Raw genomic sequence first — 15,242 nt, forward strand, 5'->3', positions numbered from 1 at the left:
CCGGGATTGATTCACAATTTAATCAAAAAAAGCAATCATGCGTTCGAATCCCTTATAAAAAATTAATACAGAACAAAGCCCAGCCTGATTATATACATCAGGCTGGGCTTTGTATCGATTAAAAAGGTTATAAACTATTCTTTAAGCTGGGAGCATTTCTCCCAACCTTCAAACATTTTAATTTTATCCTTATTCAACAGAAAATATATAAGAATAGATTGGCTGTTCTCCCTGATGAACTTCCACTTCCAGTTCATCGTATTTCTCTTCTACATAGGATTCTAACGCCTCGACCTCTTCTTCTGATACATCTTCTCCTGAAAGAATTGTTAATATCTCGCTGTCATCAGAAATCATTTTGTCAATAAGGTCCCGGGCTGCTTGTTGTTTATCCTTATGTGTTGTTACAATCTTACCCTCATCTATCCCCATAAAATGTCCTTTAGCAATATCAATCCCATCAATTTGAGTATCTCTTACTGCATAAGTGACCTGCCCGCTTCGTACTTGTTTACCTGCTTCTTCCATAGCAGATTTATTCTCATCTAAAGATGCTTCTGGATGGAAAACAAGCATAGCACTAATACCCTGAGGGATTGTTTTTGTCGGTACAACCTTGACATGGTCACCAGCCATTTCGGCTGCCTGCTCGGCTGCCATTAGGATATTTTTATTGTTAGGAAGGATAATAATTTTTTCAGCATTTGCTTTTTCTATCGCATCAGTAATGTCTTTTGTACTAGGGTTCATTGTTTGTCCACCTTCAATTACCACTGCAACTCCAAGATTCTCAAATAGCTCCTTCAGCCCATTTCCCATTGCCACAGTAACAATGCCGTAAGCAGATTTTTCTTTTTGCTTTTCATTTTTATCTCCAACGATAGCTGTATGCTGTTCACGCATATTTTCGATTTTTAAATTAATCAGGCTGCCGTACTGCTGGGCCAGGTTTAAGCATGTCCCCGGTGATTCTGCATGTACATGGACTTTTACAATATTTTCATCAGAAACAACCAGAAGGGAGTCGCCCCATTCGCTTAACTCATTACGAAAAGCCGTTTCATCAAATGGGTGCTGTTTTAATTTTTCATCCTCTAATTTCACCATAAACTCTGTACAGTATCCATATACAATATCTTCTGTATTCATAAAGTCCTGTGTTACTTTATGATGCTCAGCGTTAACCATTTCTTCCATTTTATTATCAGCATCAGATTCTTCCGGCAGCTCTTCTCCTTTTAAAGCAGCCAAAAATCCTTCATAGATGGTCACTAAGCCTTGTCCACCAGAATCAACTACACCTACTTCTTTTAGAACTGGCAATAAGTCCGGTGTACGCTTTAATGATGCTTTTGCTTCTTTTAATATTTCTTCCATAAATTCAATGATATCTAAATCATGATCTACGATTTCAACTGCTTTGTTTCCTGAGTCTTTTGCTACGGTTAAAATCGTACCTTCTACAGGCTTCATAACTGCTTTATAAGCTGTATTAACAGCGCCTTCGAAAGCCTCGGCAAAATCTTTCACATAGAGTTCTTCTTTACCTTCGCACGCTCTTGCAAAGCCTCGAAAAATCTGTGATAAAATAACACCGGAATTTCCTCTGGCTCCCATCAATAGTCCTTTTGCAAATGCACTTGTAACTTCATAAACTTTATCAGTATCCAGTTTTTTCACTTCATTTGCTCCAGAAGTAATTGTTAAATTCATATTTGTTCCGGTATCCCCGTCAGGAACAGGGAATACATTTAAAGCGTCAATTTTTTGTGCATTATTTGAAAGATGGTATGCTCCTGTCAGCACCATCTGCGATAATAACGCCGCATCAATTTTCTCGACTACCACATCTTCTCCTCCTTCTGCTCTATTATTTTTCTACTCGAACACCTTGAATAAATATATTTACCGAATCAATTTCTAAGCCAAGAGATTGACTAAGCGTATATTTCACTTGTGATTGGACATTATGCGCCACTTCAGAAATTTTTGTCCCATAGCTTACAATAATGTACAAATCAATATGTAGCTTTCCGTCTTCTTGACGAACAACAATTCCCTTGGAATAATTTTCTTTACGCAATATCTCTGCAATATTATCTTTAATTTGGCTTTTAGAAGCCATTCCTACAATTCCATAGCATTCAACAGCTGTTCCACCAGCTATTGTTGCAATAACATCTGTTGTTATCGTAACGAGTCCATCGTTTGTATGTAACTCTATTGACATAACTACAGCTCCTTTTATTACGAATTATGATTCATCAAATAATTTATAGTATCATCTTTTCAGACTTTACGTCTTGATATTTTCAATTTCTCAACTATTTATGCTTAAGATTATACTATACGCTCTGTTATTTTAAAAGTAAGCCTGCGAGAATCGGGAAACCTGCGTCCCCGCTATTCCCTATAAGTTTTTTTCATGAAGAAAAACTCCACTATTACAATGGATTATTTTTATTCATCTGTCAAGCAATTTTTCTTTATTACTTACTCAACTTTCGCACCCGAGAATAAACATCTATGCCTTACCATCCCAGGATGAACATGTTCTTCATTATCCTGCTTGTATTTTGTTAAATCATCTTACTATTGAAATGGAGATTGTGTATAGCTCCTGCAACCAACCACTACGCTTTCTGACGTACAAATGTTTTCGATGGGGCAAGTAATCGTGACGGGACATTTTTTATATGCACCACGAAAAAGATGTTCTTTACTGGTCTAAATTCTATTTGCTCCGTTGTATTAAACAGTATAGAATCCCCTGCTAGCGAAGGCGGACCGTTTTAACTCCTGAGGGATTAGCATCATCTGAAGATCCACTTTTGCCAAGTGCTCTTCTTGGCAAGAGTTAGCTGAAGAGTATACCCCCGGGAAAGAAAAACGGTCCACCGCAGCGGTGGCCTTACATGTTACCTTCTTTCTGGCAAGAGTTTATGCTTTGTCAAGAGATAGATGGAAGGAATGATCAGTATCTATCACTACGATAAGCAAGTTATTTTTTAGGTGCGAAAGTAGAGTTACTTATTTAACAAAAAAACATTTCAAAAGAGTAAAATAAAATGTTTTGAAATCTATTTGCTTTAGCTTCTCCTGCGATAATAAAAAGATTCAATTGCAATATTGGGTGAGTTATGATAAATTAAGTTAGTGGTATACTGATTTTGGAATGTAAGGAGGGAATAGCATGGCTAGAAAATGTGTTGTAACTGGACGCCAAACACGTAGTGGTAACCAACGTTCTCACGCTATGAATTCCAACAAGCGTAATTGGAAAGCAAATGTACAAAAAGTACGTATCATGGTAGATGGAAAACCGAAGAAAGTATATGTATCTGCTCGTGCATTAAAATCAGGCAAAGTAGAACGTGTATAATATACGAAAATATGTGCATATGCCCTAAAAACACCATAATTACATGGTGTTTTTTTGTTGTCTGGTCAAACCTATCCTAAAAAACGAGCTTTTGCCATCTGTGACAAAAGCTCGTTTACTATTACTTTTCTTTTTTGAATACACCAATGATGACTTTTACAAACCCGCCTACAAACTTAGGAAGCTTAATCGTATAGAATTTCATTTATAAAGGCCCTCCCTGTTTAACCATCCTGTTTGCTTCTAGTTAAACTGCATCAAAACTCTTTACTAGTATTAGTATGCCTTTACAGAAAGAAAAAGTACCTTTTTTTTGACTAAGCTCATTAGATATGCATAAAGAAGATCCCCAATGTATGGTCTGGTTCTCTAATGGATATAAAAATCCTGACAAAGTTAATCCGGCAACCTCCGGAGTAAATGATAAAAAAGAAATATAGGAATATCCCTCAGGCTCAATGGAATAAACACCTGGTTCAAACATTTCCATATAATTTCCTTGATCAATAATAACAGCACGCTTTCCCTGCTTTAATAATGGATATAGCAATTGAATATTCATTAATGCATGATCCAGTCTGCCTCCGGTTACACCAAAAAGATAAAATTCACTTGCTTCTTTCTCTATTCCCATATCAATAGCAATCTCTAAATCTGTCTGATTCTTCATCACTGGATGTTTATCAAAAACCTTTGCATACTTTTCGATTATAGAGTACTCATTTTCAGAGACAGAATCAAAATCTCCCAGTGCGACGTCAATAGTTATTCCTTGTTCTGCTAAATAAAGCGCTCCCCGGTCAGCACCAATCCAAAAATCCATTTTTTCCTGATAGTCTAAAAGAGTGGGTAGTTGCCCTTTAGGACCGTTACCCACAATGCCAACACGTTTCATTATTTCTTCGCACTCTTGCGAATCAAGTCAATAGCTTCTTTTCGATTACTCTGGTTAAAAACAGCACTTCCAGCAACTAATACATCTGCACCATTTTCGGTACAGATAGGAGCAGTTTCCTCATTAACTCCTCCATCAATCTCAATTTCAAAATCCAAGCCCATTTCTTCACGCCATGCTGCAATTTGAGCAATTTTAGGAACTACCTCTTTAATAAAAGATTGACCTCCAAAGCCTGGATTTACTGTCATTAATAATACAAGATCCACTTCTGTTAAAACAGGTTTAATCATTTCTGCCGGTGTTCCCGGATTAATTACTACTCCCGGCTTTACACCATGAGAACGGATTAATTGTAATGTCCGGTGCAGATGTACACATGCCTCCTGATGAACGGTGATGATGGAAGCACTTTTAGCAAATTGCGGTATATATGCATCCGGGTTTTCTATCATTAAATGGACATCTAACGGCAAATTCGTAATTGGCTTAATGGCATCTGCTATTAAAGGACCGATTGTAATATTAGGAACGAAATGTCCATCCATCACATCAACATGAATGTAATCAGCTCCGGCTTTCTCCACCTCTTTAATCTCTTCTCCAAGCTTTGCAAAATCCGCTGATAAAATAGAAGGTGCTATTTTTGTCATCATTAATACCTCGGCTTTCTTGTTTTAATTTCTTCCAAAAAACGTAAATAATGATTATATCGGAATTCAGCTATAGTACCATCATCAACAGCTGCTTTAACGGCACATTTAGGTTCTTTATCATGCAGACAGCCTCTGAACTTGCAATCTGACATATGAAGCCTTATTTCCGGAAAACAAACACCTAAATCCTCGGACTCTAAATCAGAAAACTCTAATGCGCTAAATCCTGGTGTATCAGCTACAAAACCTTCTCCGATTGTCAAAAGCTCAACATGTCTTGTTGTATGCTTGCCCCTCCCGAGACTTTTAGAAATCTCCGCCGTTTCTATAAACAAATTAGGATCGAGCGTATTTAACAGGGTTGATTTCCCTACTCCGGACTGGCCAGCAAATACGGAAACTTTATCTTTGAAATAAGGTATTACTTCAGAGATCCACTCAGGCTCTTTCGAAGATAATAATTTCACTTCATAGCCAATATGCTGGTAGGCTGCTTGATATTCCTGAATTTTGGCTGTTTCCTGAGGTGTCGTTAAATCCATTTTTGTAATAAAAATTAAAGGCTGAATATGCTTGGACTCTACAAGGACAAGAAACCGGTCAAGTAATAACGGATTAAAATCCGGTGAAGTAGCTGCATTGACAATACATACCTGATCAATATTAGCAATAGGAGGCCGAATAAGCTCATTCGACCTGTCTTTTATTTTCATAATATAACCTTCATCTTCGTTACGGATTTCAAATTCTACATAATCACCTACTAACGGAGAGATTTTTTTATTTCGAAAAAGGCCTCTCCCCTTGCAGGCATAAATTCCTTCATTTGACTGTACGTAGTAGAAGCCGCTTAATGCCTTAATAATTCTGCCTACTGCCATCTACTCTTCCTCTCCCTCATAGGATACAGTCCTTTCAGCAACTACCTCATCATCTCTGGTAATTCGATACTCTGCATCAGTTCCCTGTGCAATGGTCAGTGTAAACCTTACCTCTGTATCTTCTGTGATGGTCTGTTCTTCATATACATCTGAGATGTCGTTATTGGCATCACCGATATAAATTCGGACTATTTGTTCTCCAGACTCCTGGTTTTCAGTATCTTCTTCATTTCCTTCATCTGTATTTTCACTGTCTTCGTTTCCATCATCGGTATTTTCTTCGTTTGTCTCATCATTTTGATCTTCTTCATTATTTTCATCACCAGATGATTCTTCTCCAGCTCCGGGGTCTTCTTCATCCAATGTGTACGGAACCGTAAAAGAAACAGAGTGAGACCGCGGCGGTTCTTCTTCCGGTCCAAGAGAGAGATAAACATCTACTGTTGATCCTTTTTCTACCTCCGTTCCGGATTCAGGAGATTGACTGCTGACCAGCCCTTCCTCGACACTATCGGAATGCTCCTCATGCTGATTTATGCTTAATTCATTACGATCTAAATAAGCCTTTACTTCCTCTTCATTCATTCCTGTCAAATTATTCAGGCTCACCATTTCTGGTCCAGCGCTGACTTCAAAAATTACTTTTGTATCAGCTGGCACTACAGATGCCCCCGGATCCGGCTGGACTTGGGAGATAATCTCACCCACCGGCTGATCAGAATTTCTTTCAAATGGCGTGATATCGTCAAACCCTTCCTGATTCAGCTGTGTTTTAACTTCTTCAAAATCTTCTCCGACATAATCATCAAATTCCACCTGTTCAGGCCCTTGGCTGACAAACAGGGTTATCGTTGCCCCTTCTTTGACCGTTCTTCCGGCAACAGGATCTGTTCTTTCAACATATCCTGATTCAACCTCATCCGAATTGACCTCTTCTATTTCAACGATCAGGTTCTGGCTTTCCAGCGCATCTCTCGCCTCATCAGCCGGCTGATTGACAAAATCGTCTATCGTAACATCTTTCGGCTGCATAGCATACACAATAGCAACAGTGCCGATAGCAATAAGCAATAGTAAGATCAGAGAAATCCAGATTATTTTTTTCTTTTTACTGGAAGGCTTCTTTTTATCCTTCTTTTTCTTATTTTTTTTCTTCTCATTACTCTCTTCAGGGTAGCTTTTTGTCGGTTCCGTATCTGCCTGATGGACAATTGTCTGGCCTGCTTCATCCTCCGAGGACAAATCTTCATCTGTAATAATCGGAATTGCTTTTGTCTCATCGCCATCTTCATCCGGAATCTTAAATGGCTCTTCATTTAATTTTTCAGGTGAAAGTGCCGTCTCAAGAGCTGCCTCAAATTGATAGACATCCGCATAGCGGTAAAATGGATTTTTTGCTGTTGCCTGTAACACAATATTCTCCACACTCTGCGGGATATCCGGGTTAATCTCTTTAACAGACGGCGTATCATTTTGTAAATGCTTTAAAGCAATGGACACAGGAGACTGTCCGGAAAAAGGAAGCTTTCCTGTTAATAATTCAAATAGTACAATCCCTAAAGAATAGACATCGGATTTTTTTGTTGCCATACCGCCCCGAGCCTGCTCTGGTGACAAATAATGAACAGAACCCAAAATAGAATTTGTTTGTGTTAATGCTGTAGCACTAAGAGCCATAGCAATCCCAAAGTCTGTTACCTTTGCCTGGCCAAAACGATCAATTAATATATTCTGAGGCTTAATATCACGATGAATAATATCATTCTCATGTGCTTGTGCAATCGCAGAAGAAATCTGCTTCATAATATCCAGAGCAAGTGGAACCTCTACTGGTCCAAATTGTTGGATATATTCCTTTAAAGTCATTCCCTCCACATATTCCATGACCATATACAGTGTTTGGTCTTCCTCACCCACGTCATAGATATTTACAATATTCGGGTGGGAAAGAGAGCTTGCAGATTGTGCCTCACGGTCAAAACGGGCAATAAACTCCTGATCATGGATATAGTCAGTCCGCAATGCTTTAACTGCTACATCACGGTCAAGAATAGTATCTCTGGCAAGGAAGACATTCGCCATGCCTCCTCCGCCAATTTTTCTTTCGATTTTATAACGGTCATTTAATAAGTGTCCCTTTTTCATGCAGGTTCACCTGCCTCCGAGTCTGAACCGTCATGTGCTATTAATATAAGCGAAATATTATCTTCTCCACCGCGCTCGTTCGCTAAATCAATAAGTTCTTGACCTATCTCATTCATCCCTTTATCTGCTGTAATAAATTGTGCTAATTCAGTTTGACTCAGCTTATCAGATAAACCATCTGAGCATAATAATAATCGGTCTCCGGCATCCCATGTCAGAGTTTTTATGTCTGTATCCACTTGAGCCTCTGTCCCCAACGCACGGATAATATAATTTTTATAGGGGTGAACTTCAGCGTCCCCCTCTGTTATCTCGCCTCTTTTAACAAGCTCATTAACAAAGGAATGATCTTCCGTCACCTGTTCAACATGCTCGCCTCTGGCAATGTACAAACGACTGTCTCCAATATGGGCAATGGTAAGCGAACTGCCTGACATAACTGCAGCAACAAGTGTCGTTCCCATTCCTTCCAGTTGTTTGTTTTCTTGAGATTTCCGAAAAATTTGCTCATTCGTTTCTTTTATTATATTTTGAAGCCATTGTTCAATATCGTTTGGATTTTGAACTGTTTCTGTTTCTTCCCATCTTTTTTTCATATTTTCCACAGCCAGCATACTTGCTACATCCCCGGCTTTGTGACCACCCATGCCATCAGCTATAATCGCAATGGGCTGGCTGGTTTTATTTTCAAAAATACCGCCTGCATCTTCATTATGGTTGCGAACTTGGCCGCAATGCGTTAAGAAAAGCCCTTCCAAGAGCTGCTCCCCCCTTTACAGATCCAAATATATCCTTTTCAAACATTTATTATTACTTTGTTATTAAGTGCTTTTCAATAAAAATGTTATTACGAATTTCTCATTTTTTGAATAAATATTTCTATCCTTAATTATTGCACAATCTTCCGCATAATAAAACTATGCAGTGTACAAGTTGAATAATATATTTAAACTTCTTTCATATGCGTTAACTATAAAAGGGCTTAAATTATCCACTATCCGTTTGAAGCTTGGTATTCACGGCCGATTTTCCTTAATAAGAATTGCTCACTTATTCCGCTTAATCCGTGTAAGGAAAAATCCATCTGTCTGAAAATCCTGAGGAAACAGCTGTAAACCTTCCGGCGACCAGCCTGGAGCATGCTGTAATGGTTCGGAAAGCTCTTCCCTGAACGAGAAATCTATGCTAAAAGCTGGATTATTTTCTAAAAATGTTTGAACAACTTGATTATTCTCCAATTTATCAACTGTACAAGTACTGTAAATAAGCAGCCCCTCAGGCTTAAGCAGTTTGGCTGCAGACTGGATAATATCCAGTTGTACCGTTGCAAGCCGTTCAATATCAGACGCCCGCTTCTCATACTTAATCTCAGGCTTCCCATTAATAACACCTAATCCTGAACAAGGGGCGTCGATAAGAATCCTGTCAAAGCTCTCCTCTTCATACTGCTCATAAAGGTTCCTGGCATCGCCTTGAAAAGCAGATATAGCATGCAAATCCAATACAGCTGCCTTTTCTTCTATCAATTTCACTTTTTTCTTATGCAAATCATAGGCATGAATTTCACCTTGATCCACCATTTTTTCAGCAATGTGCGTAGCTTTTCCACCTGGAGCACTGCAAGTATCCAGCACTTTCATACCCGGCTTTAGCTTTAAGGACTCTGCTGCAAGCATAGAGCTTTGATCCTGTATGGTTATAAATCCCTCCTGCAACAGATTCGTTTTAAATATATTTCCTTTTTGAATCAGAATGCCCTGCTGTGAAAACTGTGATGCAGTTACAGTAAAGCCTTGCTTTTCTAATTGCTCCATAACAGCTTCACGATCCATTTTCATAGGCTGAACCCGGATAGACATTGGAAAATGCCTTAAATTCTCGCGGCACATTGCTTCTGTCCGCTCCTTGCCATACATTTCTGTCCATCTTTTAACAAGCCATACAGGATGGCTTGTCTCTATCGAAATCCGCTCTACAGGGTCCTTTATTAAAGTTAAATCTGGAAGACCGTTACGTCGAATGCTGCGTAATATACCATTTACAAATGAAGCTATTCCCTTATGTCCTCGGATTTTAGCAATTTCAACAGACTCATGAACCACTGCGTGATCTGGAACTTTTTCCAAATAAACCATCTGGTAAACAGACATTCTTAAAAGCTGTTTTACCCATAAATCTAATTTCTTTTTATTTTTCATAAAATGCGATATATAGTAATCAATCGTTATTTGATTCTGTACAGTTCCATAAACAACCTCTGTCAGTAATCTTTTATCCTTTTCGTTCAAATCCTTTTGCTGTAATTCATGATTTAAAAGCAGATTGCTGAAACCTTTATCTTTTTCAATCCGAATAAGAATGTCGAGCATTGTTTGTCTCAATTGATATTTCATAATTATATTATTCTCCTAGTATTACACCAATTTGAATCCTGTCCTGTGAAGCCTGTAAGTAATCTTTTACTTTCATACGTTTCTTTCCGGCAGGTTGAATTTCTTTTATTTTAATACTTGTTTGTTTCCCGCACTGAACAGTAAAGGATTCACTATCCTTGGCTATAATTTCACCTGCCGGGCTTGTTGAATTTGACTCAGAAACTTCTTCTCCCCACCAGATTTTCATTACTTTATCTTCATAGGTTGTAAATGCAACCGGCCAGGGGTGAAGCCCTCTTATTTGATTGTAAATCTCACCTGCTGGTCTATCCCAGTCAATTTTTTCCTGCTCACGTTTTATATTTGATGCAAAGGTTGCTAATTCGTCCTCTTGCTTTTTTGGTGTTATTTTATCTGCAAATAAGTCAGGCAATGTTTCAATCAGCAAGTCTGAACCGGCGGTGGCCAGCTTATCATGCAGTGTACCGACATGATCTGTGTCTTCTATCTCTACCTCCACCTGAGTAAGGATATCACCTGCATCTAATTTTTCTGCCATATACATAATCGTTACTCCTGTTTTATTCTTACCCTGTATAATAGAATAATGAATTGGTGCGCCGCCACGCAGCTCAGGAAGCAGGGAAGCATGGACATTGATTGCCCCAAAAGGTGCTATCTTAAGCACTTCTTTAGGAAGAATTTGCCCATAAGCTGCAGTGATAATCAAATCCGGTTTGGCATCAGCAAGTGCTTGGAAATCATTCTTTAGCTTTTCTGGCTGAAATACTTCTATCCCATGCTTTAAAGCTTCCACCTTAACCGGTGGAGGAGTAATGATTTTCTTTCTTCCTTTAGGTCTGTCCGGCTGCGTAACAACAAGAACTACATCATATTTATTTTCAATTATTTTTTGTAAAACAGGGACAGCAAAATCCGGCGTCCCCATAAAAACGATCCGTTTCATCATACTTACCTCATTTCCTTACATCATGTAATAGGGCTGCATATCAATAAACAGCTGCAAAGATTGTTTTCGAATCTCATCAGCATAAGCCGATTGAATATGCTCTAAATAACTTATTAATTCCGGTTCATTCTTGTATTTTATCATGCACTGGTATCGATATCTATCTTTTATCCGTGCAATAGTAGAAGGCGTTGGTCCCATGATAGTTGTACCCGGAGATACAACCTCACTAAGCTGCTTAACAATCTCTCCTGTAACCTGGACTGCCCGCACATGATTTTCATGTGACACAGTAATCAGCACAAGAAATACAAACGGTGGATATTGAAATGCTTTCCGAACGGCCATTTCATGCTGATAAAAATCAAGAAAATTATGCTTTGCAGCGTAGGTCACGCTATAATGCTCCGGTGTATAGGTCTGAACAATCACATTTCCTGTAAGCTCATGTCTTCCTGCTCTTCCACTCACTTGTGTCAATAATTGAAAAGTACGCTCCGAAGCACGGAAATCAGGAAGATGCAGCATCGAATCTGCAGATAGAACGCCGACTAAGGTGACATCCTTAAAATCAAGACCTTTTGCAATCATTTGCGTCCCTAATAAAATATCAGCTTTCTTCTCAGAAAACTGTTTTAATAATTTTTCATGTGCTCCTTTTTTTCTGGTTGTATCCACGTCCATTCGAATCACACGGGCTTCCGGTAAAAGCTTTGCCAAGGATTCTTCTACCTTTTGCGTCCCTGTTCCAAAATACCGGATAGTATCACTCCCGCAGGATGGACAGCTTTCAGGAACTGCCTGTTCATAAGAGCAATAATGACATTTAAGTCGATGGTTGTTCTTGTGATAGGTTAAAGCAATGTCACAATGTGGACATTCAGATACGTGCCCGCAATCACGGCACATCACAAATGTGGAATAGCCTCTGCGGTTCAGCAGCAGGACAATTTGTTCTCCCCGTTCTATACAAGCCTTCATATTCTCCATCAGAGAGGCAGAGAACATTGTCCGGTTTCCTGCATGCAGCTCTTTGCGCATATCAACAATCTCTACACTTGGCATTTGCTGATAATTTGTACGGTGGCTGAGCGTTAAAAGCTTGTAAACTCCCTTTTTAGCTCTGGCAAAGCTTTCTAAAGAAGGAGTCGCACTGCCCAGCACTACGGGGCAATGATGACTATTCGCCCGTTCAATCGCTACATCCCGGGCATGATACCTTGGCTGATCCTCCTGCTTATATGTTGTTTCATGCTCTTCATCAATAATAAAAATACCTATGTTGGAGAATGGAGCAAATATCGCTGAACGAGCTCCAACAACAACTTGAACCTGTTTCTGCTGAATTTTTCTCCATTCATCATATTTTTCTCCAGCGGAAAGCCCACTATGCATTACAGCTACATTTGACCCAAAGCGGCCTTTAAAGCGGCGGACCATTTGCGGTGTTAACGAAATTTCCGGGACAAGAACGATGGCCTCCTGCCCTTTTGAAATCACATGCTGAATAGATTGTAAATATATTTCTGTTTTACCGCTTCCGGTCACACCGTGCAATAGAAATACATTATCCTCTTTTTCATCTATAGATGCGATAATTGGATCCATAGCAGCAGCCTGTTCATCCGTAAGCTCGAAGGCTTCTGTTTGTTCAATAGACTGATTTTTATAGGGATCGCGGAATACCTCCTGTTGAAATGTCTTAACAATCCCTTTTGACACTAATGCTTTAACAGTCTGTGCTGAGGTGCCCATGATTTGAATTAATTTCGCCTGTTCAATCGGCTCCGAATTTTCTATAAAATATTGGATTAGCTCTTTTTGTTTCTTTGCTTGCTTCGATAAATCCTCCAGTGCCTCCATAGCATGCATTTCTGAAACATCTAACTGGACCATTGTCTGCTTTTTTTTTGTAATTCTCGACTTCACATGATAATAAATAGTGATATGCCCTGCTTCTATTTGTTTTTGTAAATAATAATAGCTGATAGAAGATGCTGTAAATTCTTCGAAGGGTATCGACTCTCTTCCTGCAAATAAATCTTCTAATTCAGGACTGAGGAATTCATCTGTCTCTCGAACTAAATCTTTTGTATACTGTGATTTTAATACTTGAGGCAGCATTGTCTGAAACACAGTAATATACAGGCTAAGCGTTTTTTTTGCTACAGATTTGCCAAGCTGAAGCAGCTCTTCTGTCAATACAGGTGTGATATCTAAAACCTCATGCAGTTCTTTTAATTTTGTTAAGTTTGTCTCATTCTTCAGCTGTACAACAAATCCCATGATTTTCCGCGGTCCAAAAGGTACAGTGACCCGCATACCAGGAGTAATTATTTCATGATATCTCTCTGGAACCAGATAATCGTATGTTTGATTTGTTGCACTTGATGGAACATCAACTATGACACTTGCAATTTTCAAATGGAATCATCCTTCATATCTTGTAAAATACAGTCTAAAAGCTGTACAGCTATCTCTTTTTTTGTCGCCTGCTGCAAATCAGTGACAGATTCCTTTTTATTAATATAGGTAACAATATTCGTGTCCCCTTCAAATCCTGCACCCTGGCGGCTGACATCATTGACAACGATAGCATCTAAATTTTTCTTTTTCAGCTTCCCTAATCCATATTCAATAGGGGTATCTGTTTCTGCAGCAAATCCAACCAGAAATTGATTTTCTTTTCTTTCACCAAGTTTTTTCAGGATATCTTTTGTTCGTTCTAAAGTGATGACATCATCGCCCTCTTGTTTTTTCATCTTTGAGGTATGTACCTCTTTCGGGCGATAATCTGCTACGGCAGCAGCCTTAATAACAATATCCTTGTCTGCAAACTGGTCGTTCATCACATGATACATTTCCTCGGCAGAAACCACATCAATTCGCGTAATAGCGGGGTGCTGTGCATCTATTGTAACTGGTCCGGCAACTAACGTAACATCTGCACCGCGTTCAGCAGCTGCTTCAGCTAAGGCAAAGCCCATCTTTCCTGAGGAACGGTTCGTAAAAAAACGGACCGGATCAATCATTTCCTTTGTCGGTCCGGCAGATATAAGTACTTTTTGCCCCTGCATATCAAGTGCTTTCTGCTGATGACGTTCCATTGCAGTGATAATTTCCTGCGGCTCCTCCAGGCGGCCTTTGCCAACATATCCGCAGGCTAAATAACCATCACCCGGCTCGATGAAATGATAACCCCACTTTTCAAGCTGCTTCATATTTTGAATGACAGCAGGATGTCCATACATATGAACATTCATTGCCGGGGCAATATATACGTCTGCTTGTGTAGCCAGCATTGTTGTCGAGAGCATATCATCAGCTTGTCCATGAGCTAATTTCGCAATAATATTTGCTGTTGCCGGTGCAATAATTGCAATATCCGCCCAATCGGCTAAATCAATATGGGCTATTTTCTTTGGATTTTTTTCATCAAAGGTATCCGTATATACCGGGTTTCTCGTCAAAGCTTGAAAGGTTAACGGTGTAACAAATTCGGTTGCACTTTCTGTCATAATAACCTTCACTTCTGCTCCAAGCTGCGTCAATGTACTTGCCAGAGCACACACTTTATAAACAGCAATACCACCAGAAACTCCCAGAAGTATTTTTTTCTGATTGAGCATGGAAAAACTTCCTCTCTTTGGTTTATTTTTCACATATTTATACTTTAAAAATCACTTTATTTAAATCTCTGTGTATTTTTTGATGGGTATGCCTGCTGTATAAAAAAGCTTAATCTATCCCGCTTCATTTGGAGGCATATTCCAATCTGTATTTTTATCTTCTCTATACATAGTTATAACATATTATCAGCTTCTTCTGCCGAATAAAGGCTTGTAGAAAAACTCCAATAAAAGAAAAAAAGAAGCATTGCAAAAAGAAAAACCTCTGCATCGCGAAAATTCTTGTATAAAGAATTTCACACTGTGCAA

13 protein-coding genes are annotated in these 15,242 nt (G+C 39.0%); 1 reads left to right on the forward strand and 12 read right to left on the reverse strand.

The genetic code is table 11. From position 1 onward, the window contains the following. Positions 1–189 precede the first annotated feature (189 nt). Both MHH51_RS14730 and MHH51_RS14735 read right to left on the reverse strand, forming a co-directional pair. Entirely contained in the window at positions 190–1,848 is a 1,659-nt protein-coding gene (locus tag MHH51_RS14730; RefSeq protein WP_339282387.1) for a DAK2 domain-containing protein, read from the reverse strand. Between the two features lie 22 nt (positions 1,849–1,870). Then, positions 1,871–2,230 (reverse strand): Asp23/Gls24 family envelope stress response protein, encoded by a 360-nt coding sequence (locus tag MHH51_RS14735; RefSeq protein ID WP_339282388.1) that lies wholly within the window; start codon positions 2,228–2,230, stop codon positions 1,871–1,873. Between the two features lie 963 nt (positions 2,231–3,193). On the opposite strand from MHH51_RS14735, the gene rpmB reads away from it, so the two are divergent. Beyond that, positions 3,194–3,382: a 50S ribosomal protein L28 gene (rpmB, locus tag MHH51_RS14740; RefSeq protein WP_010649390.1), complete on the forward strand. Its 189-nt coding sequence runs from the start codon at positions 3,194–3,196 to the stop codon at positions 3,380–3,382. A gap of 121 nt (positions 3,383–3,503) precedes the next feature. Here rpmB and spoVM read toward each other — a convergent pair whose 3' ends face one another. From spoVM to coaBC, 10 genes are all read right to left on the reverse strand, one after another. Then, positions 3,504–3,587, reverse strand: coding sequence for a stage V sporulation protein SpoVM (gene spoVM / locus MHH51_RS14745; RefSeq protein ID WP_042535106.1), 84 nt, complete (start codon positions 3,585–3,587; stop codon positions 3,504–3,506). A 42-nt stretch (positions 3,588–3,629) separates the two neighbouring features. Next, on the reverse strand, positions 3,630–4,277 hold the full coding sequence (locus tag MHH51_RS14750; RefSeq protein ID WP_147209582.1) for a thiamine diphosphokinase: 648 nt from the start codon (positions 4,275–4,277) through the stop codon (positions 3,630–3,632). Beyond that, positions 4,277–4,930, reverse strand: coding sequence for a ribulose-phosphate 3-epimerase (rpe, locus tag MHH51_RS14755; protein WP_147209682.1), 654 nt, complete (start codon positions 4,928–4,930; stop codon positions 4,277–4,279). The genes MHH51_RS14750 and rpe overlap by 1 nt, the downstream gene beginning before the upstream one ends. A gap of 2 nt (positions 4,931–4,932) precedes the next feature. Then, complete coding sequence (gene rsgA, locus MHH51_RS14760; RefSeq protein WP_339282389.1) at positions 4,933–5,814, reverse strand: ribosome small subunit-dependent GTPase A; 882 nt, start codon at positions 5,812–5,814, stop codon at positions 4,933–4,935. Beyond that, positions 5,815–7,959 (reverse strand): Stk1 family PASTA domain-containing Ser/Thr kinase, encoded by a 2,145-nt coding sequence (gene pknB, locus MHH51_RS14765; RefSeq protein ID WP_339282390.1) that lies wholly within the window; start codon positions 7,957–7,959, stop codon positions 5,815–5,817. Next, positions 7,956–8,717 carry a Stp1/IreP family PP2C-type Ser/Thr phosphatase gene (locus MHH51_RS14770; protein ID WP_147209585.1) on the reverse strand — a complete coding sequence of 254 codons (762 nt, stop codon included), beginning with the start codon at positions 8,715–8,717 and terminating at the stop codon, positions 7,956–7,958. The genes pknB and MHH51_RS14770 overlap by 4 nt, the downstream gene beginning before the upstream one ends. 288 nt (positions 8,718–9,005) lie before the next feature. Beyond that, complete coding sequence (gene rsmB, locus MHH51_RS14775) at positions 9,006–10,352, reverse strand: 16S rRNA (cytosine(967)-C(5))-methyltransferase RsmB (RefSeq protein ID WP_339282391.1); 1,347 nt, start codon at positions 10,350–10,352, stop codon at positions 9,006–9,008. A 7-nt stretch (positions 10,353–10,359) separates the two neighbouring features. Beyond that, positions 10,360–11,301: a methionyl-tRNA formyltransferase gene (gene fmt / locus MHH51_RS14780; RefSeq protein WP_339282392.1), complete on the reverse strand. Its 942-nt coding sequence runs from the start codon at positions 11,299–11,301 to the stop codon at positions 10,360–10,362. Between the two features lie 18 nt (positions 11,302–11,319). Beyond that, the gene (gene priA, locus MHH51_RS14785) at positions 11,320–13,728 is read right to left on the reverse strand and encodes a primosomal protein N' (RefSeq protein ID WP_339282393.1); all 2,409 of its coding nucleotides are present in this window, start codon (positions 13,726–13,728) and stop codon (positions 11,320–11,322) included. After that, entirely contained in the window at positions 13,725–14,933 is a 1,209-nt protein-coding gene (coaBC, locus tag MHH51_RS14790) for a bifunctional phosphopantothenoylcysteine decarboxylase/phosphopantothenate--cysteine ligase CoaBC (protein WP_339282394.1), read from the reverse strand. The genes priA and coaBC overlap by 4 nt, the downstream gene beginning before the upstream one ends. Between the last annotated feature and the right edge of the window lie 309 nt (positions 14,934–15,242).

The organism is Oceanobacillus sp. FSL K6-3682 (genome assembly GCF_037976165.1).
GTDB classification, from domain to species: domain Bacteria; phylum Bacillota; class Bacilli; order Bacillales; family Amphibacillaceae; genus Oceanobacillus; species Oceanobacillus sojae.

Excerpts from the sequence above, each read along its gene's own strand:
- rpmB (WP_010649390.1), top strand. The coding sequence starts at position 3,194 with ATGGCTAGAAAATGTGTTGTAACTGGACGCCAAACACGTAGTGGTAAC.
- fmt (WP_339282392.1), bottom strand. The coding sequence starts at position 11,301 with ATGAAACGGATCGTTTTTATGGGGACGCCGGATTTTGCTGTCCCTGTT.
- rsgA (WP_339282389.1), bottom strand. The coding sequence starts at position 5,814 with ATGGCAGTAGGCAGAATTATTAAGGCATTAAGCGGCTTCTACTACGTA.
- spoVM (WP_042535106.1), bottom strand. The coding sequence starts at position 3,587 with ATGAAATTCTATACGATTAAGCTTCCTAAGTTTGTAGGCGGGTTTGTA.
- MHH51_RS14750 (WP_147209582.1), bottom strand. The coding sequence starts at position 4,277 with ATGAAACGTGTTGGCATTGTGGGTAACGGTCCTAAAGGGCAACTACCC.
- coaBC (WP_339282394.1), bottom strand. The coding sequence starts at position 14,933 with ATGCTCAATCAGAAAAAAATACTTCTGGGAGTTTCTGGTGGTATTGCT.
- MHH51_RS14735 (WP_339282388.1), bottom strand. The coding sequence starts at position 2,230 with ATGTCAATAGAGTTACATACAAACGATGGACTCGTTACGATAACAACA.
- pknB (WP_339282390.1), bottom strand. The coding sequence starts at position 7,959 with ATGAAAAAGGGACACTTATTAAATGACCGTTATAAAATCGAAAGAAAA.
- rpe (WP_147209682.1), bottom strand. The coding sequence starts at position 4,930 with ATGACAAAAATAGCACCTTCTATTTTATCAGCGGATTTTGCAAAGCTT.
- rsmB (WP_339282391.1), bottom strand. The coding sequence starts at position 10,352 with ATGAAATATCAATTGAGACAAACAATGCTCGACATTCTTATTCGGATT.